Origin of the sequence: Bacillus cereus group sp. MS39 (assembly GCF_040448665.1) — a bacterium.
Lineage (GTDB): Bacteria > Bacillota > Bacilli > Bacillales > Bacillaceae_G > Bacillus_A > Bacillus_A wiedmannii.
In genome coordinates this window covers 2,876,842-2,903,832 of sequence record NZ_CP123058.1, presented here as the reverse complement: position 1 = coordinate 2,903,832, position 26,991 = coordinate 2,876,842, and the positions used below count along the sequence as shown (strand labels likewise).

The window sequence follows — 26,991 nt, the reverse complement described above, 5'->3', positions numbered from 1 at the left end:
AATTAGATGGAAGTTAAGAATACTAAATCAAAACATAATAGGTTGTTATTGATGAGTTTATCGTAAAGTTGTTATTTTATGTGTCATCAAATAACATTTATAAACAATTAGAAATAAAGAAAAGGAGACTATTATGAGAAAAAATAGAGTATTAGATACAACATAAATAGCGTAAATAATTTTTGGTGTAAAAAAATAATAAATAAAATAATAATCCTTACATGCACTAAGGAAAAATGAGGGAGATAATATGGGGAATAATTCAAAATATAAAACTATAAAAATACTTGCAGCTACTGCTACAGTAACTATGCTTGCGACTGGAATGATTTCTTCATCAGATGTCTTTGCAGAGGAAACAAAGCAGCAAAAAAAATTATCAACATCACTGCAAGAGGGAAAGTCAGTTAAATCAGAAAACAGAATATATACAGTCCCAGGAAAAGGGGATGTTGAGATACTGAAACAACAGGAAAGAAAAAGTATGGCATTTAGTCCATATGAACCCACTGGTTTATATGCAAAGCCAAATGAACAAATAACGATTAATGTAGAAGGAAATCAAAATATTCAAGCATACATTGGAACGTATTCGTATGATGCTTCTTGGAGAGAAGATTCTAAAATAAAATCATTTACATTAAAACCTGGTATAAACACAATCCAATCTCCAAATGGGGGGATGATTTATTTTTATAATAAACAACAAGGTGGCACTATTCGAACAACAGTCACAACGGGTGGAGCGACTACTCCTTTCTTTGAACTAGGCAAACATACGAAACAAGATTTAATAAACATGCTGGACCAATATCCAAATGCACATGCAGTGGAGTTAAAGGGAGAACGTGTATTAATTACGGCCAGCCCGGCACGTGTTAAGAAATATTTGTTAGGCTCTAATACAGATCCTGTACAACTCTTAAAAAAGATGGATGAAGCTACTCGAATTCAAGACAAAGTAGCTGGATTATCTGAAGAACAAGCAGATAAACATTATATTCATTACGTAGAAGAAAATCATTCTCCTGATTATTATATGTATGCAACTTCTTATCGAACCGCATATGTGGGAGACGCAATCCAATACGTGTTAGATATTAATAAATTTATAAAAGATGGTTGGGGTCCATGGCATGAGGCAGGGCATTTGAGACAGCAATCACCTTGGAAGTTTTATAATATGACAGAAGTACAAAATAATATTTACAGCCTTTCTGTAGAAAAAGCATTTACATCTAATCAACCTTTTAGATTGCAACAAGAGGGTGCTTATACTAAGGCATTTCAATACTTAGAACAATCTAATAAAAATTATGATGAAATTAGTGATGCTTTTGTTAAGCTTGTTATGCTTTGGCAACTACAATTAGCATATGGAGAAGACTTCTATCCTAAACTGCATCAATTGTATAGAGATATGCCTTCTGATGAACTTCCACAAACAGATGAAAATAAAAAACAATTATTTATGATCTCAGCATCAAAAGTAGCCAAACAAAATTTGATGCCTTTCTTTGAGAAGTGGGGATTACGTCCAAATAATGATACCATTCAAAAAGTGGCTGCATTAGGATATCCAATTTTAACAGCAGAGATTTGGAAGGGTACTGATTCTAATCCGATTAAACCAAATGTGCCTAATGCAAATAATATTTTAGAAGGAAGACAGTTTGCATGGTCAATGAAAGGAATTAGTGATTTCGAGTTTGCTAAAATCAATTTCAATAAGTCGGCAGAAGAAATGCAAGTGGACTTAAAAGCAGGCGTACCGCATCACTATTTTAATGAAACATATGCGAGTATTAAAGTACAAAATGCATCAGGCAAAGTAGTATACAAGAAAGACATTTATGGAAACAAACAACAAAATGCTGAATCGCAAAAAGTTCCAGTTAAAGTAGGGGATTATATTGAGTTAACACATCTAGAAGGTGTGCATAGAGCTACTTTAACAAATATAGATAATAGTAAACAAGAAAGCTTTGGAAAAAAAGCAATGTACGAAGTTACAAAAGAAGGCCTGAAAAAAATAGAAAAAATGCCAGAATCAACAATTTTAGATGGGAATCAATTTGCATGGTCACTAAAAGGAATAAGTGATTTTGAGTTTGCTAAAATCAATTTCAATAAGTCGACAGAAGAAATGCAAATGGACTTAAAAGCAGGCGTACCACATCACTATTTTAATGAAACATATGCGAGTATTAAAGTACAAAATGCATCAGGCAAAGTAGTATACAAGAAAGACATTTATGGAAACAAACAACAAAATGCTGAATCGCAAAAAGTTCCAGTTAAAGTAGGAGATTATATTGAGTTAACACATCTAGAAGGTGTGCATAGAGCTACTTTAACAAATGTAGATAACAGTAAGCAAGAAAGCTTTGGAAAAAAAGCAATGTACGAAGTTACAAAAGAAGGTCTGAAGAAAGTAGAAAAAATGCCAGAAACAACGGTTTTAGACGGGAATCAATTTGGCTGGTCTTTAAAGGGATATAGTGATAGAGAAATCGCAAAAGTAGATTATAATAGGGTAACAGAGAAAATGCAGGTGAATTTAGAAGCAGGTGTACCACATTCTTACTTTAATAATACGTATGCAAGTATTAAAGTACAGAATTCATCCGGTAGTGTTGTGTACAATAAGGAAATAGTGGGAAATAGACAACAAACTGCTGAAAGCCAAGTGGTGCCCGTAAAAGTGGGAGATTACATTGAGTTTACCCATATAGAAGGGGAGGCAGTAAATGAAAAGACACGGGCTACACTTACTAACCTTGAGAATAATAAACAAGAATATATAGGCAAAAAAAGAATCTATCAAGTTACTTCAACGGGATTAAACAAAATAGATTAACATGAAGAACATTTAAATTATTAGTTAGATACTAAGTAGTCGTTCATTATGAACGGCTATTTGGCTTTTATTTATATAAAAGTGAAATATAATCCAATGTTTAATGATTTATCAGAAGTAAAAAGGTAGGTATTATATAAAAGAAAATGAATAATTTATGCAGAGCTTGTATATGGTGTTATTATTTAACTATTCTAAAATCAATTGATAAAAACGCTGGAATGTTTTTTTAGAAAACAACTGACTCCATACGTGGATTAGTATTAAGATTCAAAATGTAAAATATCTAAAGACCTAAGTACAAGCACACTTTTAGCAATTAGGGTCGGCATATACATAAATATGCGTTTGAGTGGAATTTTGGATGAAAAATCCACATGCATAGTATACCAAAATATTTAAGGTCCTTCGTATGCAATATTGTATACGAAGAGTAGGTGGATAGAATAGTTAACTTACTTCTATTAAAAGTAAACTGTGTTTATATTAAAAAAGTTAAACTCCAATTGAAGCTGGTTAAGATCTTAATTCTTCATAGCTACCTAATTAATCAATTTTAGCTACTGAGTAGGAAAGAGTTAATTAATTTGAAAATGATTTGAGTAGGTAAATTCTCCGTTATACTTAATTAGTGCAATATATGTCCCTTTAGTATATACATTTGTAATCGGTGTTCTCTAAATTTCTAACCCTTTCGGAGTAGTAATAAATTCTGATTCAATTGTTATAAAATGTTGTAAAGAGTCGGAAGGGTTAACGTTGAAATTTTTTATTTTGGCACCAAAACGTTGAATTAAGTAGTAAGTATCTCCTTTATGAGGTATTCCATATTCCAGTCGGGTTGGTATGTACTATTCTCAGCTTCCTCCAATTCATTAATGGTTTTAAATCCCTAATCGTCATTAAAAGGATCAGAATCTGTGGTTTTAACTTCTTTTATTGGTGAAATTATTTCAATGCTAGTCATACTTCCTACTAATATTAATATGTTTCATAACATTTCATTCTCCAAAATCCATATCGGTTCCTGCGAAAGTGTATTCTAATGTTAGTATTATCCTGATATATGCGGTTGTCAAAAAAAGTTTCATAATAAGTCCTTAGCATTTTATGAAACTAAAAATAATATATTTTTCAATTTTAATATTTAAAACTTATATATACATGTTACAATGAAGTTTTCCAATTTATTTTATTCTTCTATTTAGAATTTATGGTTTAGTGATTCAATACAACAAAAGTGGCTGTAGTAAATAGATAAATGAATGAATGAAGTGATGCAGTTAGAATAGTTAAAAGGCAGTTAAATATAATTATTAAAAGAATAAATTCACTTAGTTATACATAGTGCATTTATTGTGGTAAGGATTTCACATGATTTGTATAGCGCTAAATTAAAATTTTATCCAAACAAAGCCAATAATTTTTTAAAAATGAAGTATATGTTTCATCCAGTTTATTTGGAATAATTCGTAGTCTAATAATTGCTTAATCTAAAAAACATATTCGAAAGGAGGATATATAAAACTCAGCTTGTGGAATTTAAATCGCTACATATGAAAATAAAGGTAAATGAATATGAAAATGATTTCATTTCTAATGGTACCATAAGTGAATGTGGAAAAAATAAAGGAGAAAAAATGTAAATAAACTATATAAGTAGTATGAATGAAAAGGAGAAGTATCTAGTGTTTAATATAAAAGAAAGAATGGGACAAATAAAGCTTAAAACGAAGTTGTCTATGGCATTTATCGGAATATTAATTATACCTAGTCTTATCGTAGGAGTATCATCCTATAATAAGGCAAAAACAGATCTTAATGAAACAATCCTACAATCAGCAAAAGATAATGTAAGTATTTTAGATAAGATTGTAGATGATGAATTAGAAAATAAACATACAGATGTAACTCATTTTGCAAAGGTACTCACACAAGGCGATTATAATCCTGAACAATTACAAAATGTACAGAGTAAATTTGATCAATATATACAGTTACATCCAGAGATAGAAACGATTTATACGGCATCCGGTAACAATCAATTTATTCATGCACCTGTTGGAAAAATACCAGAAGGGTTTAATCCGTTAGAAAGTAGTTGGTATAAGGATGCAGTAAAAGCAAATGGAGGGATTATTGTTTCATCTCCATATAAATCAAAGGCTACAGGAAATATGGTAATTGCAATTGCAAAGCAAAATGCAGATAAAAGTGGTGTCATTGGCGTAGATTTGAATATTAATGATATCGTAAAAACATCCAAAATGATAAAAATTGGAAAGCAAGGCTTTGTATCTATAGTCAGTCAAGATAAAACTATAGTTGTTCATCCATCACTGAAGCCTGGTGAGAAATTAGAGAAAACTTTAGCGGATGAACTGTACAAGAAAGAAGATGCAGTAATTACTTATAGCCTTAATGGTGAAGATCGAAACATAAGCTTTAAGACAAACAAAAAAACAGGATGGAAAATAGCTGGTGTAATGCCTACGAAAGAAATTGAAGAAGCTACCAATCCTATTTTTTATAAAACGCTCACTATAATAGGGGCTTCATTATTGTTAGGTGGAATTTTAATTTTCTTCATACTTAGATCAATTATTACTCCACTAAGACAATTAGTAATTTCAGCTCAAAGAATTAGTCAGGGAGATTTAACTGAGAAAATAGATATTCGTTCAAAGGATGAACTTGGTCAATTAGGTGGTAGTTTTAATACAATGGCAGAGTCGTTACGTAATATTATTACTCAAATTAATACATCTGCAGGACATGTAGCTGCTTCTTCTGAGGAACTAACTGCTAGCGTAGAGCAAGCAAGTGTTGCGACAGAACAAATTACAAAAGAAATGGAGGAAATCTCGAACAGTGCAGAGGTTCAAAATAATGAAGTTGAATCTGGAGCTAAATTAATTGGTGAGGTAACACGAAATATTCAATACATAGCTGATAATGCTTCTGAAGTATCGGATTCATCCATATACACAAAACAAAAAGCCAATGAGGGTGAACAATTAGTAGAACAAACTGTAACACAAATGCAGTCTATACATCACTCTGTTTCTCAATCTGATAATGTAATAAAATTACTAGATAAGAAATCGCAACAAATTGGAAGTATATTAGAAGCGATTCAAAATATTGCGGAACAAACAAATTTATTAGCATTGAATGCAGCAATTGAAGCAGCTAGAGCAGGAGAACAGGGAAGAGGCTTTGCAATTGTTGCTGATGAAGTTAGGAAGTTAGCAGAGCAATCATCCGAGTCTTCAATGGAAATTGGAAGTTTAATTAAGGAAATACAATCAGATGTACATGAGACTGTAAAAGCCATGAATGAAGTAGGTGTAGAAGTACAGTCGGGAATTCAGGTTGCGAATGATACAAAACAAAGTTTTTATGAGATTTCAAAATCCGCAAATGATATTGTGTCAAAAGTGCATGGTATGGTGGAACTATCAAATAAAATGACAACTGATGCAATGAAAGTCGATACATCAATTGATCAAATATCTATGGCTGTGAAAGAAAATTCTTCAAGCATGCAAACGATAGCAGGTTCATCTGAGGAACAACATGCTTCCATGGAAGAGATAAATTCTTCAGCGATACACTTAGCACAGATGGCAGAAGAACTTCAAGAGTTAATTGGTGGATTTAAGATATAAGTATAGATTCATAGAAAGTTTTTCTTTGAACTAAGCTTTTTTGACAGGAATAGATTTTTTCATAACTAGAACAAATAAATGAATAATTGCATATATTGTATTTTCGTTAAAGCAAGGCATTATTCTCTCATAAAAAGGAATCACTAGAACAATATGTGATTCCTTTGAGAAATGCTATTAAATCTAAGACTAATTTCTAATGGTCCCAGTATCTTTTATTTTGACGTGTGTCTTTACATTTATTTTAGCCTCTGCTAACGCTTGCAACCAATTTCCTTTTACTTTTTTCCATTCTTTATATTGAAAAGCTCTAGCATATAGGGATAATCCGATTGGATCAATTTTATTCTGCTGTATTTCATTCAACATATTTTGTAAATTCTTATTAATTTCTTTTTCAATAGCACTTTTTATATTATTTATATTTGTTTTATTATCATAGTGCCCCTTAATTAAATTCGCATTGGTTTTTTCTATTAAAGCTACATTAGCATATATATTGAAATTAAATATAAACTTTCCGTTTTGAAAATCAACATCTACTTTCCTTGTCGCGTTCTGTACGAAGATAGAAGTGTTTGTTTTTTTGTTGGACTTTTTAGGAGGAAGCGCAAGGTGTAGTATCATTCGGCCGTTACTTTTTGGCTTATTTATAAGATTGAAAAATTTAACATCTTTTTTAGGGATATGAGTTAAATATTTCCCTTTTCGATTTAAAAATGCAATTCCTACTGTGTCGATTTCATTCTTTGTTTTTTTGATAATTGGAACAGTTTGCGTCATTCCTTCTTCATTTTGTTCTCTCATTAATTGTTGAATTGTAGAAGAGACGGATTGGTTATTTTGAATTGAGGATTCGATTACACCATTTATATAAGATGAAAGTGATGGTTTACTAGGCTTATGAATTTTAAAAATTTCTTCTGTAGGTCCATCTACAAGTATTACTTTAGTATTAATGGTAGCGTAAGGATCACGGTATGATGAATCAAGCTCCTGCAACCAATTCTCTTCTTTTGCCAATTTTTTCCCGATTAAAATGATTTCAGCTTTGGAGGCTGTCATATAGCCCGTTAATTTCGTATCTATCTTACTGAATCCAGTATATACAGTTGATGCATGTGTCCAATGTTCTATAGTACTTTTTTGCTGTTTATGATGAAAGAGTGGTATGCTTGTTCCAACTTTTATGTCTCCATTAGGGGTTTTATCCAAGCCAATTAACAGGATTAATGAAACCTTCTCAAGAGGAATTCTCTGACTACAACCAATTATATATACACAACAAATTACAATCCATATCCATTTTCGAATCAAAGTTGCTTCCTCCTAATAATCCAAGTAAAAAGAATACTGTAAGAGAAAAATAAGATTGGTAATAGAATAAAGAAAACGACATTTAAGATATCCATAAGAGAATATATAAACAAATATTGATCCACATCGGGATTTAGGAAAATAAATATGCCAACTATAAATAACATAAAAGCAAGCAGCGCCCAATTGCGGGTGTTTTTTTGAAGTGAAATGGTCACAGATTCAAAACTGAAAAATAAATACGGATATATCGTAGTGGAAAATACAATTAAATAGTAAGCGATATATATAATTTCTAATCGTTCCATGAAAGAAAAACGAACCCCTTTTAATAGATGAAATACTGGCCAGATTACGTCTTTTATCCCCTCTGGACTAAAGTATATATAAGAAAGAATAGTCACATATAGATAGAAAAACATGGTTCCAGTATTCGCTATTAGTAGTCCTTTTATGGCTTTTTGTTTTTTTTGTAAGAACGGGTATATATAATATGCAATTTCTAAGCCAGCATAAGGAGTAATGGTTTCTTTTGTTGCCTTTACAATAGGGTATAATCCATCTTTAAAAATAGGTAGTAGGTGTAAAGGGGTGTAGTTAGTCTTTAGTGAAAAAAGAAGAAATAGTGGCATCCAAGTAGTGAAGAAGAAAACAAGCATAGAATAACTAGTAAGAGCCCTTAACCCACTCAGAGCTAAAATAATAAAAGGTAATAGTAATAATATGGTGATTTGATAAGCAGGAGTGGAAGGGAATATCCACACTTTTACAATATCAGTTGCCTTTAATAAAGTATTAAAGCCAGCAAAAAATAAATAAAAGGCATATAAAAGAAAAAGAATTGTCCCTATCCATTTCCCAAAGTATGTTTTTAAGATTTGTGAGAAATTTTTGTTAGGATTTTTTTGTAACATTAATATAATAAATATGCCTATTATAGAAGTAACTATCCATCCAAGAATGATTGAAAGCCAGCCATCTGTGCCAGCAGTAGTAGCAAGTGGGCTTGGCATAATTAACATACCTGATGCAAGTTGCAGTGAATGAATGAAAATAATAAATTCGAATAAAGTTATGTTTTGAAATTTAAGATTCCCCATGCGAACCACCTTCTTTTTTCTTTTTTTGTTTCGGCTGTCCTGTACTCGAGCGGGTGGTAATCATAGAAATAGGAAATCTTACAAAAGAATCTTTTAACTCTTGGAGCCGAAATGGTGCGATTGGCAATCCGTATGGTGAACCATAGGAAGTTAGTGAAACAAAATGAGCAAATAAGAGCATTAATCCACTAACAATACCTACAATCCCATAAAAGTATGCCAATAACATCATTGGGAAACGAATAAGGCGTATAGAACTTGATAAATCATAATTAGAAACAATAAATGATGCAATGGCTGTAATAGATACGATAATAACCATAACGTTACTTACAAGACCAGCTTGAACAGCTGCCTGTCCAATTACAATCCCTCCAACAATTCCTATGGTTTGTCCAATGGGTTGTGGTAAACGAATACCAGCTTCACGTAGCATTTCTAGTGTAATTTCCATTATAAAAGCTTCCAATAAGGGAGAGAAAGGGACTTTGACTCTAGATGTTGCAATAGAAGTGTATAAATCTATAGGAATGATTTCAAAGTGAAAAGAGACTATAGCAATATAAAATGCGGGTAAAAAAATAGCAATAATAAATCCTGCAAATCGTAATAAACGAAAAAATGATGCAATGAGCCAATGAATATTATAGTCATCTGGAGTTTGAAAAAATCCAATTAAATTCATTGGAACAACCATTGCACCAGGGGATCTATCCATTAACACTGCTACTTTTCCATCAAGTATATGATTTGCAATGGCGTCTGGGCGTTCGCTTAAATAAGCCTGTGGAAAAGGAGTCCAATTTTGATCTTTTGTATAATTAGATAGTTCCCCAATACTCAATACCGCATCTGTTTTAATTTTACAGATTCTAGTTTCTATTTCTTGGACTACATCTGCGTTTGCTACATCCCCTAAGTAAATTAAATAGACTAAAGAAGTAGCGCGTTCGCCAATTGTCATTTTTTTAATTTTCAATTCAGTAGAAGGAATATATCGACGAATTAAGCCTATGTTTTTTGTGGCATTCTCAATAAACCCATCATGTGAGCCTTTAATAGTAACTTCTGAAATGGGTTCTTGAATCGCTCTTTCTGCCCAGCCTTTTGTATTTATTAGAAGGGACCTCTTTTCTCCTTCCATAAACAGTACACATTGTCCCTCAAGTAATCCTTCTTTAATTTCATTCCACGTATATACTATTTTGGTATGAGTAGCAATAATATTAGAATTAAATATTTGACTGTCTTCATTCACTTCTTGTAATAATGGTGTAACAACATTTCCTTTTAATGCAACACCATCTGTAAGGCCTTCAAAATAATATAGTAAAATATTCGTGTTTGTTTTTAATTGCAAAGAATGTTCAATCAAATCTGCACTAATATCAAAGATATTATCTAGTGTATTTTTAAGTTGTTTTAAGTTACTTGTTTGGATCTTTTCAATGTTTTTATCTGTCTTAGTTTCTAAGGTCTCTTCAATTAAGGACAAAATTGACACCTCTTTAATTTATAACGATTAGTTGTAGTTATTATTTTTATATGATTGAATTTTATTCACTAATTTAAACGAATTGGAGATAAGGATTAATAAATTTGATGTGCTATATTATTAATTCAATAATTGAGAGCAAAAAGTAGATGTAATTTGTGTGGCAATCTAAGTATCAAGATAAAATTGAAATTTGAATAATTATAATAAAAAAGAACCCTTGATAGGTTCTTTTTTTAGTTGGTAAATATGTTGTCAACAATAGATGGCGATAAAGGTATTAATTTAGATGTCTTTATGTTACTCAGCTGAATTTTGTAGGAAGAATTATTTTTTCATACCTCAATGCTCAATAAAAAAGGACATTTCATTTATTTGGGTGTTCTAGTGTATTTGAATTTTGCGTGCTAATAAATTTTGTTTAGGGACAAAATGAGTTTTCTTAATTATCAGAAAAATAAGCACAACAAAATTCTTATTGGTTATTTTGGTAAGTATCAAATATTTCTTTGGCCTTATTTTCTTGATAGTACCGTACGTTTATATGTTTCTAAGGGAAAGAAATATTTTCATTTTTATTACCATCTATTGTTTGATTAAGATGTTAACATGAAATTGAAGCGTTTACAACTAGAAAATAAAGAAAAAATATTAAAATACGACTTTTTTCGACAATTATTTTATGTTTATATCTAATTTTTTTATAGGAAAAGGCGGAGGAAAGCGGACCTTTTCCTATAAAATATCTTGTTGGAATTAGAAATAACTAAAAAAGTAATAATAGCTAAAAATTAAAGTGAAATTCAATGAATATGAGTTCAAAGTCATGAAATTCAATGATAAAGTTATAATTGAATTTTTGAACCTCAGGTATCTTGAAAGTATGGTCAAATTTTAATCCACGTTGCGTTTCGTCCTTTTGTAACTAGCTTAATATGGCCAAATAATTGCAAGGAATTTAAAGCCTTACTGATTGTACTCTCTGCAATGTCTGGATAAGTGTTACGAATACTTTCCTTAGTAAAGGGTTGTTTTTGTTTAAGTATAAAATCCTGGATTCTCTCAACTTTAGTATGTTTACATATAGAATCTAGAACTGTGTTATGAAGATCTTTGTAAGCCTCTAATATAATTGTTAAAAACGTTTTTAACCAAAAGCTATTATTATGTTCCTCGCAGTACCAATTCACCGAAGATTTATAAATCGAATTGTAATAATCAGATTCATGTTTCTTAATATATTTATCCAAACATACATATTTTACAAATGTATGTCCACTCTTAATTAACAGTAATTGCATTAACATAAATGCCAGCCTGTTATTACCTTGATTGAAAGGGACTATGCAATAAAAATTTAATATAAAACGAGCTATTAATAAAAGTGAATGTAGCCCCTTACTAGTATTTAATGAGTTGTATTGATCACATAATTGCTCCATAAACTGTGGAATAAGTTCATGCGGAAGAATGCGGTAACTATTCAAGTGCATTCCATGTTCTGGAATTCCTGGAATAATAAAAGGTTTTTCACGCCATTTGGCACTGTCCGAGGTAATGTAATGTATTAGTTGAAAATGCAATTCCTGTATAGTTGCTGGATTAATTAATAAAGTACAGGAGTTTTTATGTACAAAAGAAAGTGTTTGATAATAACAAAAAATAGCATCTTCTGAAATATTTTGAGGTACTATATCATCTAAAATAAGCTCTTTTAATCTTTTATTAGGAACTTTTACATCTTCATAAATAGTTGTGAAATTTTTTATGTAATGTAGTGGTATAGTTTTTTCTAAATTATTAAATATGTCAGGGTTTTGTTCCTGATAAGCAGCTAATTTTCCTTTGAACTCGCTAATGTCACTTATTAAATTTATTAACCTCCTTTTTAATTCAATATTTTTATACTTATCATCAAAAAAGTCTCTCATTTTTGTTCCCCCTGTAACCCCTTAACACGTTGTTGCATGTATCTTTCCATTCTAAAGGTATTCCACGACATCATTGTAAAATAACGACATTTTTGTTCTGATTTTGATCGTGTTTCAGAATCTATATTTTTATTTGGTATTTAAAATATAGAAATTATAAAGAAGAATCGTTAGGATTCAATTTTAATAGGCATAATCCTAACATCAAATGTACAAATGTACAATAAAAAAATAAAAAATATAAAACTATCGACTCTTTTGAAAGATAATAAATTAATTGTAGGTATAAATGTGTTTTAGTTTAAGAGTAAATATTGAATTGGTAATAAAATTTTCATAGTTGAAAAAATAGATAAGTAATTAATTTGTGACAGTTATGTGCCTAATCAATTCATTTGCAATGATGAGAATTCCACAATTAAATCCTAACGAGCCTAAATTTCTATATTTAGCCTAAAGATTAGGGGGCTATATTGATGAAATGTATCATTAAATATAGAAATATGTAACGTTTAACACTTGTATTGTAAAATATATTGACATAAGTTAAATTAAATACTAGGTACAGGAGCAGTTAATAACAATTCAGTAAAGTACCCTTTAAACGTTTCACCCTAAAAACGTTTATATTTATAATAATTGCAATCACACTGAAGTTTTTTGTTTGTTCCTGTACCTTATTAGGTAAAAATCATATAATAAATTAATAGGGTGTTATGGGGGAATTGGATTGTCAATTCTCTTTTTTACCTTACATTATCAATCTCTAGATGATTTGTTTAAAGTAAGGATTCACAGGGTAGAAGATGACTATTCACAAGTACTATAAAGTTAAGTTGGATATCTAGAGGTATTTTATAGGAATATGTATCTAAGATTAAAGGGTTTGTGTGCATTCACCATTTGAATATAAACAGATTATTTATTGTGTTTTTTCGGGTTTAGAAAATATGTGTGAATTTAGCCTTGGAAATGACTTGTATGTATGTTGTATAGTAGAAGTGTGAAGTCTGGAGGAGACTGATTTAATCAGCTTCTTCCAGACTTTTTTACTTTAAAATTGTATTTTTTCAGCATGAGGGTAAATATAATTCTTTAAATTAATATTTGAATTTTTTGTGAAATAATATAAGGATTTTATTCCTCTATTAATACATAATGTTACAAAATAGAGTTATTGTATTTATTTTATTTTTATATGAGATTAAAAATAATAATAAATGTAACAATGTATGAGTGATATTAGTATATTTACTAGTAATTTGTTCGTTTATCTTTATATTGCTATTATATTAGCGATAACAATAATATATTGGGGGGGACAAGAATGAATTTGAAATTTACATCTAAATTTGAAAGATTAAGAAAAAGTAAAAAAGGAATTGGTGCTTGTGTTTTAGCTGCAGGGATGACGGCTATTACAATGATTCCTCAAAGTGCGTATGCACATGGATTTGTTGAAAAGCCAAGCAGTCGTGCTGCTTTATGTAGTCAGAATTATGGAGCATTGAATTTAAATTGTGGAAATATAATGTACGAGCCTCAAAGCCTAGAAGCACCTAAAGGATTCCCAGATGGTGGACCGATTGATGGGAAAATCGCTTCGGCAGGAGGACTATTTGGAGGAATTCTTGACCAACAAACATCAAATCGCTGGTTTAAAAATACGATTATGGGTGGAGCAAATACATTTACATGGAAATATACAGCGGCACATTCTACAAGTAAATGGCATTATTACATTACAAAAAAGGGATGGGATCCTAATAAACCATTAACACGTGCTGAATTAGAACCAATTGGAACTGTGAACCATGACGGTTCGGCCGCATCAAATAATTTAACACATACAATTAATGTACCAACTGATCGAAATGGTTATCATGTTATTTTAGCTGTATGGGATGTAGCAGATACGTCAAATGCGTTTTATAATGTAATTGATGTAAATCTAGTAAATAATGAAACTCCCGATACAGTAGCTCCAAGTCAACCAACTGGATTAAATGCGTCTAAAGTTTCTGCCAATAGTGTTGCACTAACATGGAAGGCCTCTACTGATAATATAGGTGTAAAAGAATATCAAGTGTTACGCAATGGAGAAGTAATTGATACGGTACCAGGTACAACTTTTACTGATAAAAAACTAAAAGCAAATGCGGAATATACCTATACTATAAAGGCATTAGACTCTGCTGGAAACATATCAAAAGAAAGTGAAAAACTAAAGGTTAAGACAACAAATGAAACTCCAGATACAGAAGCTCCGACTCAACCGAAAGGATTACATAGTATGAGTAAAACAGCGACAACTGTTGATTTGATGTGGAGTCCGTCTGAAGATAATGTAGGTGTTGACCATTATATTGTATATAGAGAAAGCGCTGGGGTTATGAATAAAATTGGGGCAGCTGATAATACATCCTTTATGGATAAAGATTTGAAGACTAATACATCGTATAAGTATGTAGTGACGGCGGTTGATTTAGCTGGAAATGAATCTAGTAGAAGTGATGTTTTGAATGTAACGACAAAGTCAGAGGATTCCACATATGAAAAATGGGATGCAAGAAAGGCATATACTAAAGGTGATAGAGTAGTACATGAAGGAAAAGTGTATGAAGCGGTTCAAAATCATCAAGGAAATGGCGACTCAAATTGGATTTTTGCCCTATCGCTTTGGAAGCCAGTTTTGAATAAATGATAAGCGGGGAAGGGTAGTTATCACTAATTCTATGTGCAATACCGAAACAGGGGTGAAGTTTTTAATCTCCATCTCAACATATACGAAATGAAATTATTAAAGAATCCCAATGGAATTCCATTGGGATTCTTTATTTTCTAATTTGTAATAGCGTATATTTTCACTGTAAATTTGTTAGTGGCACCAATTGGACTTGCGATATAATATTTAGTATTCGTGTAAGCTTCAGTCCTAGATCCATGTGAAATATTTTTCCAACGAGTAGAATCTGTACCTAGGGAAACATCAATCATTACATTGAAAGAAATAGTAGAAGGATGATCTTTTTCTGAAGGCTCAATAACCCATTTTAATTCCTTAGTACCTACAGGTAAACTATCAATTTTAAAGTTTTGACTGGATCGGTTTTTTTGTCCGGATAAAGGGCTAGATTCGGATGAAATCTGCGAAATTAATATTTCTTTTTCATTCAAATGTATACCATTTAATTTAATGATATTGTCAATTAAACCTGGCCCAGGAAAGTCAGCTGCGATGATACCAGAATGTTTAATTCCACCTTGTTGCAAGAGTTCGGTCCCAAGTGTATTCATACCACCATAATATACTTGTCCATTTCTATCGCGGGGGAAATCACTCCACGCATTAGTGAGATTCGTTTGAATCAACTTAGGACTACTATCAGTATTTCTGTTCTCTTTTCCACTTGCAACAAACCAAGGATATACATTATTTAAAAATGCGGCTGCACCACCTGTGCCACTAAAATGGTTAAGATAGATTTTATCATTGTTAAAATTATTATTTGTATTTTGAAGGTGGGTTTTCACCGCATTCCATTTTTCATACATTCCGTCTGGTCCGTTTTCAATTTCAAATGTATCTTGTATATTTAAGCTATCGTAATTAATGCCATATTGCTGAGAGGCTGTAAAGTTTTGTAAGATTACAATTTGCCCTCGGATATCGCCTAGAGTAGGATTATTTCTTTTTGAAGTTGGTACAGAACTTGAATCCCAAAAATAGGAGGAATTAAGGTCTTTGTATTTTTTAAGTATTTCTTCAAATGATAGTGAGCCGCTTTCAGGAGTAGTTTCTTCTTTTAAGCGCATTAAAATTGTTTCTGTAGGATGATCTTTTAAAAATTGAATTGCCTCTTTTAATACATCTTCAAACATTGCTTTTTGATTTACAATCCCATGGTACATTGCAAAAGAATCTTTTACACGTTTAACACGCATATCTACATATCGAATTCCAGAATTTAATTGTTGGGGTAGACTCATAGTTTGATTTCTTGTCAAATTTTCATCAAGAAAACTTGCTCCATGTAAAGCCATTGTACCGTGAGTCCCTGGAATAGATATTTTACTTAGTTTTGTTGAATCTTCTACTTTCGACATCCACGATGGATTTTGATATCCTATATTGGATTCATAGGAATAACCTGGATGACTATCAGCTAAAATAGGAGATGGTGTACTTAAACTTGCTAGTGTAAAACATGTGAGTATGCTAATTTTAAAGAAATTTCTCATTTTTATTTTGTTCATTTTATCTCTCCTGACTTTTAAATAATAGATACAATAAAATAAAATGATTTTTTATTATATTTATTGTTTTCATTCTTAAAGTAATGAATTTTTGTGATTGAAAAAATTAAAAATAGAGGTAGTAATTTACTTGAGACTTTAATAGTTTGTTGTAATAGATTGTATCTAATAGCCAAACGGATTCTTAAAGAATAGAAGCATAGATAGGTGAAAAACAAATTTTCCGCGGTACTGTATACAAACAAAACAGAAGTCTTAAAAAAGACTTCTATTTTGTGACATATAATGAATGATAAGGTGGTTAACAAATCAAGATAATGTGACTGAGTGGTAAAAATCTATTTATAGCTGTTTCAGAATCTCTTATAACAAGGCTACCTACGAAAAATGGGCCTCTGCAAGGCTAATAAAAAATTTAAAAATTCTACTCATTAAAACTTAAACTAACTACAGTTGCGATAGATTGGGCTGCATGTTCCCAGCTTCCATCTATAACTTTTCCAATCTGTTGACCAAGTACATTTAAATCATTTGGATTAACTGGAATCCCATTATACGCAGCAAGAATTGATAAAAGCGGAGCAGCAAATGGTGTCCAACCACCTCTATCAATATTAAATACAGGCTTATCTACTACTTTTCCATCTTGCACAGTAAACTCATAATAAAATTGATCATCTGGACGGAAACTTAAATGATGTGAAATTTGTCCCTTAACATATTTTTTTCCTGCACCTAGATTTACTACTTCTATTTCTTTTACGTTAAATTCATGCTCAAACACTTTTATTTTTTTGACTTCTGGACCATTTAAGGCAGCATTAACAGCTGTTTCTAAATTATTTTGTGCTAATGGTTGAATACTCATTTGTTCCTCTTTTTGTTGGATAGGAGCCTCTTTTTCTGCAGCCAACACCGATGTAGTCGGTAGTGCACCTGTAGCTAATGTAGCTGCAAGTGCTGTCGTCATCATGATTTTTCTTTTCATTTTCATAGTTTTTCTTCCTCCCTTAAAGTTATGATATATAATCTTTTAAAGACTGACACGATGCAATATTTTATTTCATAATGCACGCAAAAAACTAGTTTAAGAATTATGTGAAATTATGTCAGGAAATTAAAATTAATTATATATTCATTCACAATGATATCTATCTACACATATTTTTTCAATTTTCCGACAAATGTAATGATAATGACTACTTAAGAGTCAATTTAGTACCTTGTTTATCTATAGAAATCCTATAAATAAACTAATTTCATAGTGAATGTAATATATTTGATATCAAATGTCTTACATAATGATATAAAATTTCACATTTTTTTATTATTCTATATATCTAAAAAGGGTATCGGAATATGAGTGATATGTAATGCTTGTAATAGGTGTGAATTATGTGATACCACCTATTGTAACAGCTAATATGTAAGTTGTTATCTTTCTTAAAAACATTATCTATCTAGCTTCGTGAAAAGCATTTTGATGGATTATTTTAATTTGATATAAAAAGAGGACGCATTATTATTTACGTCCTCTTTTTATTTTTATTTATTAGATAAGTTTAAGAAGAAACTTTTGTTTTAATTATGTCGATTCACGGATAATTAAGTTTGTAGGATATTCAATAATTTTACGTTTAATAGATTCATCTGTATTTATATATAGTAGTATCTCGTTAACGGTACGTTTACTCAGTTTAACAATTGGAATATCAATAGTACTAATTGTTGGGGTTGTAACTGTACAAATTAATTGATTATCATAACCACAAACAGCTAAGTCAGTTGGAATAGAATACCCTTTAATAGTAGCTCCTTTAATAACTCCAGCAGCAACTTGATCATTTCCTGTAAATAATGCAGTAGGTTTATCTTTTAATTTATCTAGCTTCTCAAAAATTCTAAACCCATCATTAATAGTAATTGCATCTCCAAATAGCCATTTTTTATTGAATGGTAATTGTTTTTCTTTTAAGGCATGCAGATAACCTTGTTGGCGTTTTAATTGTGCTTGACTATTAAGAGAATCAAAACAAAAGCCAATTTTTTTATGACCTTTACTTATTAAATGTTTAACAGCTTTGTATCCAGCTTCAAATTCATCGTAACAAATTATTGGAATAGGTGCATTTTCCTCATACTCATTACAAAGTATTATGGGCCCATATGCTAAATAATGCTCTATATTTTCCCAACTATTTTCTAGGGATGCGAGAATTACACCATCTACAGCCTTATTCTTTAGTAAGGAAAGTAATTCAAGTTCAATTTTTTTCTCATAAAAAGTCTGATAAATTAGCAATTTGTAATTATGCTTTAATAATTCTTTAGAAATTTCTCTAGCTAATTTTCCGAAAAAGGGATGATCTATATTTGGAATTGATAGTGCAATGGTTTGTGTCTTATTTATTCTAAGATTCCTAGCAATAGAACTAGGAGTATAGTTGAATTCTTGCATTACTTTTATTATTTTCTCACGTTTTTCTGAATTTACATAAGGATGATTATTTAGAACTCTTGAAACCGTAGCATTTGATACATTACATAATTTAGCTATTTCATTAATTGTTACCATAGAGAAACCCTCCGTAAAAAAAATGTTGACATGTAATCGATAACATAAAATATAGTCTACTCATGATTTTCAAAATAATTTCTTAGAGGTGATTTAACGTGAAAACTCTTACTACAATTTCTGGACATAGTAAAGACAATTTAGCTTTATTAAAGTGCCTACAGGGGGAAACAAAAGAAAAAGAATTTGAAATTAGTAATATATTACCGAATCACAGGATGAAAGAGAAATTATTTAGGGAAAATAAATTGAAAATAGATATTGATATAGACAAAGATATTTTCAATTATAGCAGAAAAAATATACAGAAAATAGAATTTATGCCAGTTAATCGGTTGATTTCTCAAGATGAGGTTGAAAAAATTATAGGAGTTTTAAAAGATGTTTTACCGACAGGCCAATTTACAAGTGGACCATTTTCAAAAAAACTAGAAGAAGTAATCGGAAGTTATTTAAATAAAAAGTTTGTAATTGCAACAAGTAGTGGTACAGATGCTCTTATGGTGTCATTGTTATCTATTGGTATCCAGCCGGGGGATGAAGTAATTATGCCAGCTAATAGTTTTGCTGCTACTGAAAATGCTGTGTTAGCGGTCGGAGCAAAACCTATATTTGTAGATATAGATCAGAAGAGTTATTGTATTGATCCGTCTAAAATCGAAGAAGCTATAACCCAAAAAACTAAATGCATTTTGCCTGTACATTTGTATGGTAAACAATGTGAAATGAAAAAAATTCGTGAAATCGCGGATATATATCAATTAAGAGTTATTGAAGATGCATGTCAAGCTATTGGTTCTTCAAATCTTGGAGAATATGGAGATATTATTGTTCTTAGTTTTAACCCATATAAGAATTTTGGTGTATGTGGTAAGGCTGGTGCAATAGTTACCGATAATGAAACTCTTGCAATACGTTGCAATCAATATAGTTATCATGGATTTGAAATTGATAAAAAAAATAAAAAGGTATTAGACTTTGGATTCAATTCTAAAATTGATAATTTGCAAGCAGCTATTGGTTTGGAAAGGATTAAGTATTTATCATACAACAATTTAAAAAGAGCGTATTTAGCTCAACGATATATTCGTGAGTTAAAGGATTTAGAGGATAGGGAATTAATAAAACTACCTATGATGACAGAAGATAATGTCTGGCACCTTTTTCCGATTAGAATTGAAAATGGAAGAAGAGACGAGTTGAAAAATAAATTGTACCAATTGTATAACATTGAAACAGATATTTATTATCCAGTATTATCTCATAAACAAAATACCAAGTGGGTAAAGGAAAATGATTTGCAGAATAATATGGTAAATACAGAGCAAGTTCATAAAGAAATATTACATCTACCTTTACATCCAAATATGATGTTAGAAGAGCAAAATTTCGTTTTGGAGGGATTATTCAATGTCAATAAGTAATGAAGTTTTAAAGTCTTTAAATTTTGAAAGACTACCACAGGTTAAAAACCCGAAATATGTAGTGTTCTGTGATTTTGATGAAACTTATTATCCTCATAACATGGATGATTCTAAAAGAAGCAATATGAAATTGTTAGAAAAGTATTTGTATGAACACGGAAGTAAAGGGAATATAGTAATTGGTTGGGTAACGGGAAGTAGTTTAGAATCAATTGTTGAAAAAATGAAAAAGGGTGGTATTCAGTATTTTCCTCATTTTGTGGCGAGTGGATTAGGTACAGAAATAACGTACTTTGAGAGTAATGGGACTACTATAGATGATCAAATTTGGGAAGACAGAATTATAGAGGGTGGATTTGATTCTTCGAAGATTGAAAGAATTATCAAATTGCTAGAAATAAAATATGAAATTTTTTTAAGACCTCAGACACAATTAGGAAGTTCTAAGTACAAATTTAATTTTTATTATGAAGAGCAAAATGAATTTATTGATGCAAAGAATTTAGAAAAGATAGAAGAAATCGGAGAAGTATTCCAAGTTGGAGTTAATATTAACAAATGTAATCCATTAGCTGGTGATCCAGAAAATTGCTATGATGTAGATTTTATTCCACTTGGAACAGGTAAAGATGAGATAGTGAAATTTATTTTAGACAAGTACGAACTAGATAAAACAAATGCAATAGCTTTTGGAGATAGTGGGAATGATTTAAGAATGCTACAAGCTGTAAGACATGGTTATTTAGTAGAAAATGCAACAGAAGAGGCTAAAAAAATACACTCAATGTTAGCTCAAGGTGAATACTCGATTGGAATTTTAAATACTCTAAAGCACATTATTAATTAAAAGGGGATGTTCATATAATGAATATTGGAATTATAGGTGCAGGAAGTATTGCAAGAGCTCATTCTAGAGCATTATCAACTGTTGATAATTGTAAATTAGTTGGAGTGTATGATGTTAATTATGAGAATGCCGATAAATTGATAGGGGATTTTGGTGGGAAGGTTTTTAATAGCTATGAAGAGTTACTAGAAGTAGTTGATGGGGTAATAATATCTTCCCCGAATTTTTGTCATAAATCTCAAGCAGTTCAAGCGTTATTAAAAAATAAGCATGTGTTATGTGAAAAGCCAATGGCTATTTCTTGTGAAGAAGCAAAATACATGATGGCAATAGCAAAAAATACTAATTTAGTAGCTTCAATGGGGTTTAACTATCGCTATCTATCTTATGTTAAGGCTTTAAAACAATTAATTCAAAATGAAGAATTAGGGGAAATAGTAGTGGTAAGGTTGCATTTTAAAAAGAATAGCGCTTTTAGGAGAACTTCGTTTACTTGGCGAGATGATTTTCAAAGTAATAGAACTAGTGGGGCCTTGGGAGATTTGGGAATTCATCTAATAGATTTACTATGGTTTTTATTTGAGAGTGATTTTAGAGAGGATACCGTTCGTACTAAAATTAAAACAAATGTTAAGGAAAAAGAAAGCAAACCAGTTTTTGTTGATGACTATGCTGAGGTTTATGGCCAATTGAAAAATAAGGTTTTTGTTAATATTACAACATCTAAAAGTTCATTTCTTGACGATTGTGGTTTTAGTATAGAGGTAATAGGTACGAAGAAAGAATATAAGTATTCTTCTAAAGAGCCAAATAAATATATACTCTTTGATGGATTGGAAAAACATGAAATCCCGTTACCATTACCTTTACTAGTCGATCCAGAAAACGAGATTTTTGAATGGTCTGATTCTTTTAGAAGTGAAATTATAGAATGGGCTAATGCTGCGGAAGGTGGACCAAATAAGTCTGTAGCAACATTTGAAGATGGATTTCGTTCACAAGTAATATTGGATATGTTTTTTGATAAAAGCAGTAGTAATAAAGAACGATCTGTAGCAACTATTTAGTTTTATGGTAAAAACAGGGGTTTAAAACTTTTACTTAAATCCCTGTTTTTATTTTGGATTGGAGTTGAGAAAAGATGCGGTTAATGTTTTATTATGGTTGCTTGTTTTATTTTATTGTAGGAATAATACATGTTTGTATAGGTAGTTTAATTCCTTCATTAATACAATATTATGGAAAAACTCCTGATCAATTAGGTGTTTTAATATTTTTTCAATTTACGGGTTTTTTATTTGGTGTTCTAAGTTCACCCATACTAGTAAGAAAGTATCATTATTTTAAAACAATAACATTAGGTGTTTTAGTAATGTCCATCGTCCTAGGAGGTTTTATATATATTAAAGAATGGGCATATTTAGCCGTTATTTGTTTTGTATTAGGCTATGGAGCAGGTTTGTTAGAAACTACGGTGGGTTCCTTTATTATTTCAGCAGAAAGGAATAGTGCTGCTAAATTTAGTATTCTCGAAGTATGGTTTGGGGTTGGGGCGCTAGGGTTTCCGTTACTAGTTAATTATATTACAAAATTTTATGAATGGTATTTTATTCCTTATGGGATATTACTATTCTTTATTTTTACACTATTTGTTTGGTACATGCTTGGACGTACAAAATTTCTAAATTTTTCTCCTCAAAATAATGAAAAGGGAGGAGCATCCCTTTCCTCATTCACTCTGAAATTTAAAAGTGAAAAGATTACAGTTATATTATTTATTTCACTTTTTGCATTCTTATATGCAGGCATAGAAACTAATCTTGCAAATTTTTTATCTACAATAATGCTTCTTACCAATAATGAATTAATCAGTTCAGTAAGTATATCTTGTTTTTGGCTAGCAATAGTTATAGGAAGAATACTTGTAAGTAAGCTAGCCCATAAATTTAATTATTGGACATACATTACATCTAGTTGCTTTACATTAGTAATTCTTTTATCTTTATTTCCCTTTGTTCGAGGTGCAGGTATGTACTTGTTTATCATCTTTATTATTGGTTTAGTTATAGCGGGTGTTTTTCCAATAACATTAATCTTAGCTTCCTATATTATGGAAAATAATATTGATCAAGTGACTAGTCTATTTATTGCATCGGCCAGTTTAGGGGGGGCATTAGTATCTTTCCTAATTAGCTGGAGTCTATCATTAAATACTATCACTGTTACTTTTGGGATATTTTCTCTTTTTGCATTGAGTCTAGGCTGTATTATTTTAAAAATGAGGAAAATTTCAACTTATAGTAATGAAAGTGCCAAAAAGGTAGAAAGTATGAAAAATTTATAGAAAAATTTTTTATAATATGAAAAAGGTAATTTTATGTGAAGTCTCTAAAAAAATTGATAAAGTTAAAAGTTCCGTATTTGGGCTTTGTTTTGTATATTGTAATGTGTAATATATACATCAGAGGTACTTCGAAAATAAAAATGATAAGCAACAGTGACTAGTTCTCAGGTGATTGAATATTATGACATGAATAGGCTACCTTGTTGTATATCTAATAAGGTAGTAAACAGCAAAGTTTCATAAATATTAAAAAATTATTTTGATTAGCATGTAAGATTAATCTAAGAGGGGTTTGTTATCGAATGGGGATAAAGATTAGTAAAAAGGATAAGATTGATATCTCTAAAAAATTAAAGTCTTTTTTAGCTGAACAGTATTCACTGAAATTGGGTGAATACATAAGCTATGAGTTACTTGAATTCATAATAAAGGAATTAAATCCACATTTTAATCAAGTTACTAGGGATAGGTTAGAAATGTTGTTAAAGAATATAGAAAAAGATATATACAGTTAATAGAATTTAAATAAAAATTGAAATAATAAGATATCATTTTAGATATCTTAATAGCCAGTAAGAATAGAATAAGTAATGCGTTACAAAACACTCATCCAAATGTATTGATTATAAAGGATGGGTGTTTTCTTCATATAGGATGTTATGAAAAACCTGTCGATGAAAGTCTACATTAAAGACTGTCACACATTTTTGTATGCTATATCATTTACTATAACTAAAACCTAATGATATATATGAACTAATTCCAAAGGAGAGTAGTTAATAAATGACAGAATTGAAATAAAATTAGAAAAAATACCTATATAATGGTAGAATATGGTTGGTTAACCTATGGCTGAATAATCAATAAATCTATTATTAAAGGGGGAATTAATTTGGGGAATAGGAAAAAAAGAATGAAAAATTATTTTCAAAGGTTAGTAGCTGTAAGTGTTTGTTTTTTGTTAGTTTTTCTGGGAAGCAATTATTCAAAAGCCGAAACCGTTGCACCTATAACATTAAATCCTAAAGATGTAGAAGCATTCACCAATAAAGTAATTCTAGAAAAAATGAAAAAAGAAAACGCAGCTGGTGTAGCTCTTGTCGTTGTAAAGGATAATCAAATTCTATTTCAAAAGGGGTTCGGATTTTCCGATAAAGAAAAGAATACTCCCATCGATCCTAAAAAAACAGTTTTTCGATTAGCGTCAATATCAAAAGTTTTTACTGCTAGTGCTGTCATGCAATTAGTTGAACAAGGGAAAATTGATTTAAATAAAGATATATTAAATTATATGGGGGGACTAAAGTACCAAAATAACATGGGTGAACCAGTTACAATGGAGCATTTACTTACCCATACAACAGGGTTTGATTACGTAGACCCTAGACCAGAGGACATCCATTATCAAGATAATGATTACACAATGCTTAAAGATTATGTAGAGGATAATATGCCCACAGTAGTGAGAAAGCCAGGAGATACATATACATATGATAATTTTGCTTCTATGCTTCAAGGGTATATTGTTCAAAATCTGACAAACACACCTTTTTACAAATATATGGCCAAAAATATTTTTTACCCTTTAGAAATGCATAATAGCAGTTTTGTTATGACTAATTTTATTAAAGAAAAGTTAGCAACAGGATATGATGCTAAAGGTAATGCCATCCCATTTTATCAAACAAGACCAACAGATATGCCACAAGGGAGTATGTTTTCTACAGGGAGTGATGTAGCCAATTTCATGATTGCTCAATTGAATGATGGTAAATTTAAAAATAACCAAATACTACAAAAAGAAACTGTAGAAGATATGCAAAAAACAAAATTTGCTTTACATCCCAAATACCCTAATATGACATACGGATTTGAGTTCTTTTCACCGCAAAGTCATAATGGGCAATATGTGTTTGGTAAAGGTGGAAATATACCAGGTTTTTCATCTTTAATGTGGTTAATTCCAGAGCATAAAATTGGAGTTTTTGTTGTTACAAATAAAGATAGTTCAGCACTACCTGTTGAAGTATTTGATGATTTTATGAATCAATATTTCCCAGAGAAAACAAAACCTGAATATTTAAACCCTAATGAAGAAGAATTAAAGAAATTTGAAGGGGTTTACCGAGATTTGAGATTAAAAAACCTAATGTCACATGTAAACATAAGTGAAGGAAAATTATATGTAAGTGATAAAGCATATGGTAAACAGGAGCTAAAACAAATAGACCCTTTACTATTTGAGGATGAAAAAGGGAATTATATGGCGTTTAAACTTCACAAAGATGGTACCGTGAAAGAAATGATACATTGGAACTCTGGTAGTTCAGCGGTGAAGCTAAGTGAGCCTGAGAGATTTAAAGACGTAGATGAAAATCATCCATATGCTAAGTTTATAAATCCTTTACATCAATACGAGGTATTACAAGCAAATAAGGAGGGGAATTTCACTCCAGAATCTTCTCTTACACGAGCAGAATTTGCATATTGGTTATCTCAAATTGCTTACTTTACGCCACCTTCAAAAAAAGAACCAGTGTTTTCTGATGTGAAAAATCATCCATATGCACCACATATTCAAAAGTTATATGAAATTGGTATTTTATATGAAAAAGAAGGGGAACAATTCCATCCAGACCGTGCAATTACTAGACAAGAAGCAGCATGGATTACCTGGCAGTATTTAAAAATGTTAGGAGCGCCATCTGCAGATGCAACATTAAAGGGAGAAACTGATGAATGGGCAATAGAATCCGTGAAAAACATTGTAGGTCATCGTTTAGTAGGGCCTGAGGTTATATATAATGAAGATGGATCAGCAGATTATCTATCAAAACAAAGTATGAAACGGCAAGAGGCAGCTGCATTATTATTTTACGTTTTGTTATCTAGTTAATTTGTTTTGAGGTAAATTTTACAAAAGGAGAAAATCAAGAGAGCTTGAAATAATTCACAGAAAGAGAATAGTCTTAGGGCAATTGTTTATCGTAATAAACAGAGGGTGGATGAGTGATAACCATACCCAAAATCTTAAGTAGAGCTGTTATTAGAAGGATTTCTTAAGTGTTTTGTAATGTAAGGAGCTCCTTTCAGGGGGCTTTTTTTATTTTATTATTAATAATTTCATGTACCGTAATTATTAATAATAAAATAAAAATCTATAACAAGGG

The 26,991-nt window shown here is 30.8% G+C and carries 17 protein-coding genes; 9 read left to right on the top strand and 8 right to left on the bottom strand.

Annotation, left to right across the window (positions count from 1 at the left end; genetic code table 11):
- Positions 1–250 precede the first annotated feature (250 nt).
- Complete coding sequence (locus QEP67_RS15335; RefSeq protein WP_074650382.1) at positions 251–2,860, top strand: putative mucin/carbohydrate-binding domain-containing protein; 2,610 nt, start codon at positions 251–253, stop codon at positions 2,858–2,860.
- Positions 2,861–3,438: 578 nt separating this feature from the next.
- Here the strand turns inward: QEP67_RS15335 and QEP67_RS15330 are convergent.
- The gene (locus tag QEP67_RS15330; protein ID WP_241033910.1) at positions 3,439–3,498 is read right to left on the bottom strand and encodes a hypothetical protein; all 60 of its coding nucleotides are present in this window, start codon (positions 3,496–3,498) and stop codon (positions 3,439–3,441) included.
- A gap of 1,050 nt (positions 3,499–4,548) precedes the next feature.
- Here QEP67_RS15330 and QEP67_RS15325 point away from each other — a divergent pair.
- A complete protein-coding gene (locus QEP67_RS15325; RefSeq protein WP_000481872.1) occupies positions 4,549–6,531 on the top strand; it encodes a methyl-accepting chemotaxis protein in 1,983 nt (660 codons plus the stop codon).
- A 189-nt stretch (positions 6,532–6,720) separates the two neighbouring features.
- On the opposite strand, the gene QEP67_RS15320 is transcribed toward QEP67_RS15325, so the two are convergent.
- From QEP67_RS15320 to QEP67_RS15305, 4 genes are all read right to left on the bottom strand, one after another.
- Complete coding sequence (locus tag QEP67_RS15320) at positions 6,721–7,848, bottom strand: Ger(x)C family spore germination protein (RefSeq protein ID WP_000619977.1); 1,128 nt, start codon at positions 7,846–7,848, stop codon at positions 6,721–6,723.
- Positions 7,845–8,948, bottom strand: a complete 1,104-nt coding sequence (locus QEP67_RS15315; RefSeq protein ID WP_000527372.1) for an endospore germination permease — start codon at positions 8,946–8,948, stop codon at positions 7,845–7,847. Before QEP67_RS15315 ends, QEP67_RS15320 begins: the two co-directional genes overlap by 4 nt.
- Positions 8,935–10,443 (bottom strand): spore germination protein, encoded by a 1,509-nt coding sequence (locus QEP67_RS15310; protein WP_000052367.1) that lies wholly within the window; start codon positions 10,441–10,443, stop codon positions 8,935–8,937. The genes QEP67_RS15315 and QEP67_RS15310 overlap by 14 nt, the downstream gene beginning before the upstream one ends.
- A gap of 887 nt (positions 10,444–11,330) precedes the next feature.
- Positions 11,331–12,374, bottom strand: a complete 1,044-nt coding sequence (locus QEP67_RS15305; protein WP_001204203.1) for a Fic family protein — start codon at positions 12,372–12,374, stop codon at positions 11,331–11,333.
- A gap of 1,327 nt (positions 12,375–13,701) precedes the next feature.
- On the opposite strand from QEP67_RS15305, the gene QEP67_RS15300 reads away from it, so the two are divergent.
- Complete coding sequence (locus QEP67_RS15300; RefSeq protein WP_001049445.1) at positions 13,702–15,078, top strand: lytic polysaccharide monooxygenase; 1,377 nt, start codon at positions 13,702–13,704, stop codon at positions 15,076–15,078.
- Between the two features lie 137 nt (positions 15,079–15,215).
- On the opposite strand, the gene QEP67_RS15295 is transcribed toward QEP67_RS15300, so the two are convergent.
- The 3 genes from QEP67_RS15295 to QEP67_RS15285 all read right to left on the bottom strand — a co-directional run bounded on the left by QEP67_RS15295 (position 15,216) and on the right by QEP67_RS15285 (position 19,206).
- Positions 15,216–16,631, bottom strand: coding sequence for a phosphatidylinositol-specific phospholipase C (locus QEP67_RS15295; protein WP_001033587.1), 1,416 nt, complete (start codon positions 16,629–16,631; stop codon positions 15,216–15,218).
- A gap of 424 nt (positions 16,632–17,055) precedes the next feature.
- A complete protein-coding gene (locus tag QEP67_RS15290) occupies positions 17,056–17,625 on the bottom strand; it encodes a methyltransferase (RefSeq protein WP_353706307.1) in 570 nt (189 codons plus the stop codon).
- 591 nt (positions 17,626–18,216) lie between these two features.
- Entirely contained in the window at positions 18,217–19,206 is a 990-nt protein-coding gene (locus tag QEP67_RS15285; RefSeq protein WP_000256376.1) for a LacI family DNA-binding transcriptional regulator, read from the bottom strand.
- Between the two features lie 98 nt (positions 19,207–19,304).
- On the opposite strand from QEP67_RS15285, the gene QEP67_RS15280 reads away from it, so the two are divergent.
- The 6 genes from QEP67_RS15280 (at position 19,305) to QEP67_RS15255 (ending at position 26,717) form a co-directional block, all read left to right on the top strand.
- The gene (locus QEP67_RS15280) at positions 19,305–20,630 is read left to right on the top strand and encodes a DegT/DnrJ/EryC1/StrS family aminotransferase (protein ID WP_000855155.1); all 1,326 of its coding nucleotides are present in this window, start codon (positions 19,305–19,307) and stop codon (positions 20,628–20,630) included.
- Positions 20,617–21,477, top strand: a complete 861-nt coding sequence (locus QEP67_RS15275) for an HAD-IIB family hydrolase (protein ID WP_000028126.1) — start codon at positions 20,617–20,619, stop codon at positions 21,475–21,477. Before QEP67_RS15280 ends, QEP67_RS15275 begins: the two co-directional genes overlap by 14 nt.
- Before the next feature lie 17 nt (positions 21,478–21,494).
- On the top strand, positions 21,495–22,544 hold the full coding sequence (locus tag QEP67_RS15270) for a Gfo/Idh/MocA family oxidoreductase (RefSeq protein ID WP_001020532.1): 1,050 nt from the start codon (positions 21,495–21,497) through the stop codon (positions 22,542–22,544).
- A gap of 74 nt (positions 22,545–22,618) precedes the next feature.
- Positions 22,619–23,821, top strand: coding sequence for an MFS transporter (locus tag QEP67_RS15265; RefSeq protein ID WP_001238649.1), 1,203 nt, complete (start codon positions 22,619–22,621; stop codon positions 23,819–23,821).
- Between the two features lie 302 nt (positions 23,822–24,123).
- Positions 24,124–24,336, top strand: coding sequence for a DUF2164 family protein (locus tag QEP67_RS15260; RefSeq protein ID WP_000511538.1), 213 nt, complete (start codon positions 24,124–24,126; stop codon positions 24,334–24,336).
- A 398-nt stretch (positions 24,337–24,734) separates the two neighbouring features.
- Entirely contained in the window at positions 24,735–26,717 is a 1,983-nt protein-coding gene (locus tag QEP67_RS15255) for a serine hydrolase (protein ID WP_002108263.1), read from the top strand.
- Positions 26,718–26,991: the final 274 nt, after the last annotated feature.

Coding starts and splice junctions, on each gene's coding strand:
- QEP67_RS15305 (WP_001204203.1), bottom strand. CDS start 12,374: ATGAGAGACTTTTTTGATGATAAGTATAAAAATATTGAATTAAAAAGG.
- QEP67_RS15260 (WP_000511538.1), top strand. CDS start 24,124: ATGGGGATAAAGATTAGTAAAAAGGATAAGATTGATATCTCTAAAAAA.
- QEP67_RS15255 (WP_002108263.1), top strand. CDS start 24,735: ATGAAAAATTATTTTCAAAGGTTAGTAGCTGTAAGTGTTTGTTTTTTG.
- QEP67_RS15275 (WP_000028126.1), top strand. CDS start 20,617: ATGTCAATAAGTAATGAAGTTTTAAAGTCTTTAAATTTTGAAAGACTA.
- QEP67_RS15270 (WP_001020532.1), top strand. CDS start 21,495: ATGAATATTGGAATTATAGGTGCAGGAAGTATTGCAAGAGCTCATTCT.
- QEP67_RS15315 (WP_000527372.1), bottom strand. CDS start 8,948: ATGGGGAATCTTAAATTTCAAAACATAACTTTATTCGAATTTATTATT.
- QEP67_RS15265 (WP_001238649.1), top strand. CDS start 22,619: ATGCGGTTAATGTTTTATTATGGTTGCTTGTTTTATTTTATTGTAGGA.
- QEP67_RS15295 (WP_001033587.1), bottom strand. CDS start 16,631: ATGAACAAAATAAAAATGAGAAATTTCTTTAAAATTAGCATACTCACA.
- QEP67_RS15285 (WP_000256376.1), bottom strand. CDS start 19,206: ATGGTAACAATTAATGAAATAGCTAAATTATGTAATGTATCAAATGCT.
- QEP67_RS15290 (WP_353706307.1), bottom strand. CDS start 17,625: ATGAAAATGAAAAGAAAAATCATGATGACGACAGCACTTGCAGCTACA.
- QEP67_RS15335 (WP_074650382.1), top strand. CDS start 251: ATGGGGAATAATTCAAAATATAAAACTATAAAAATACTTGCAGCTACT.
- QEP67_RS15300 (WP_001049445.1), top strand. CDS start 13,702: ATGAATTTGAAATTTACATCTAAATTTGAAAGATTAAGAAAAAGTAAA.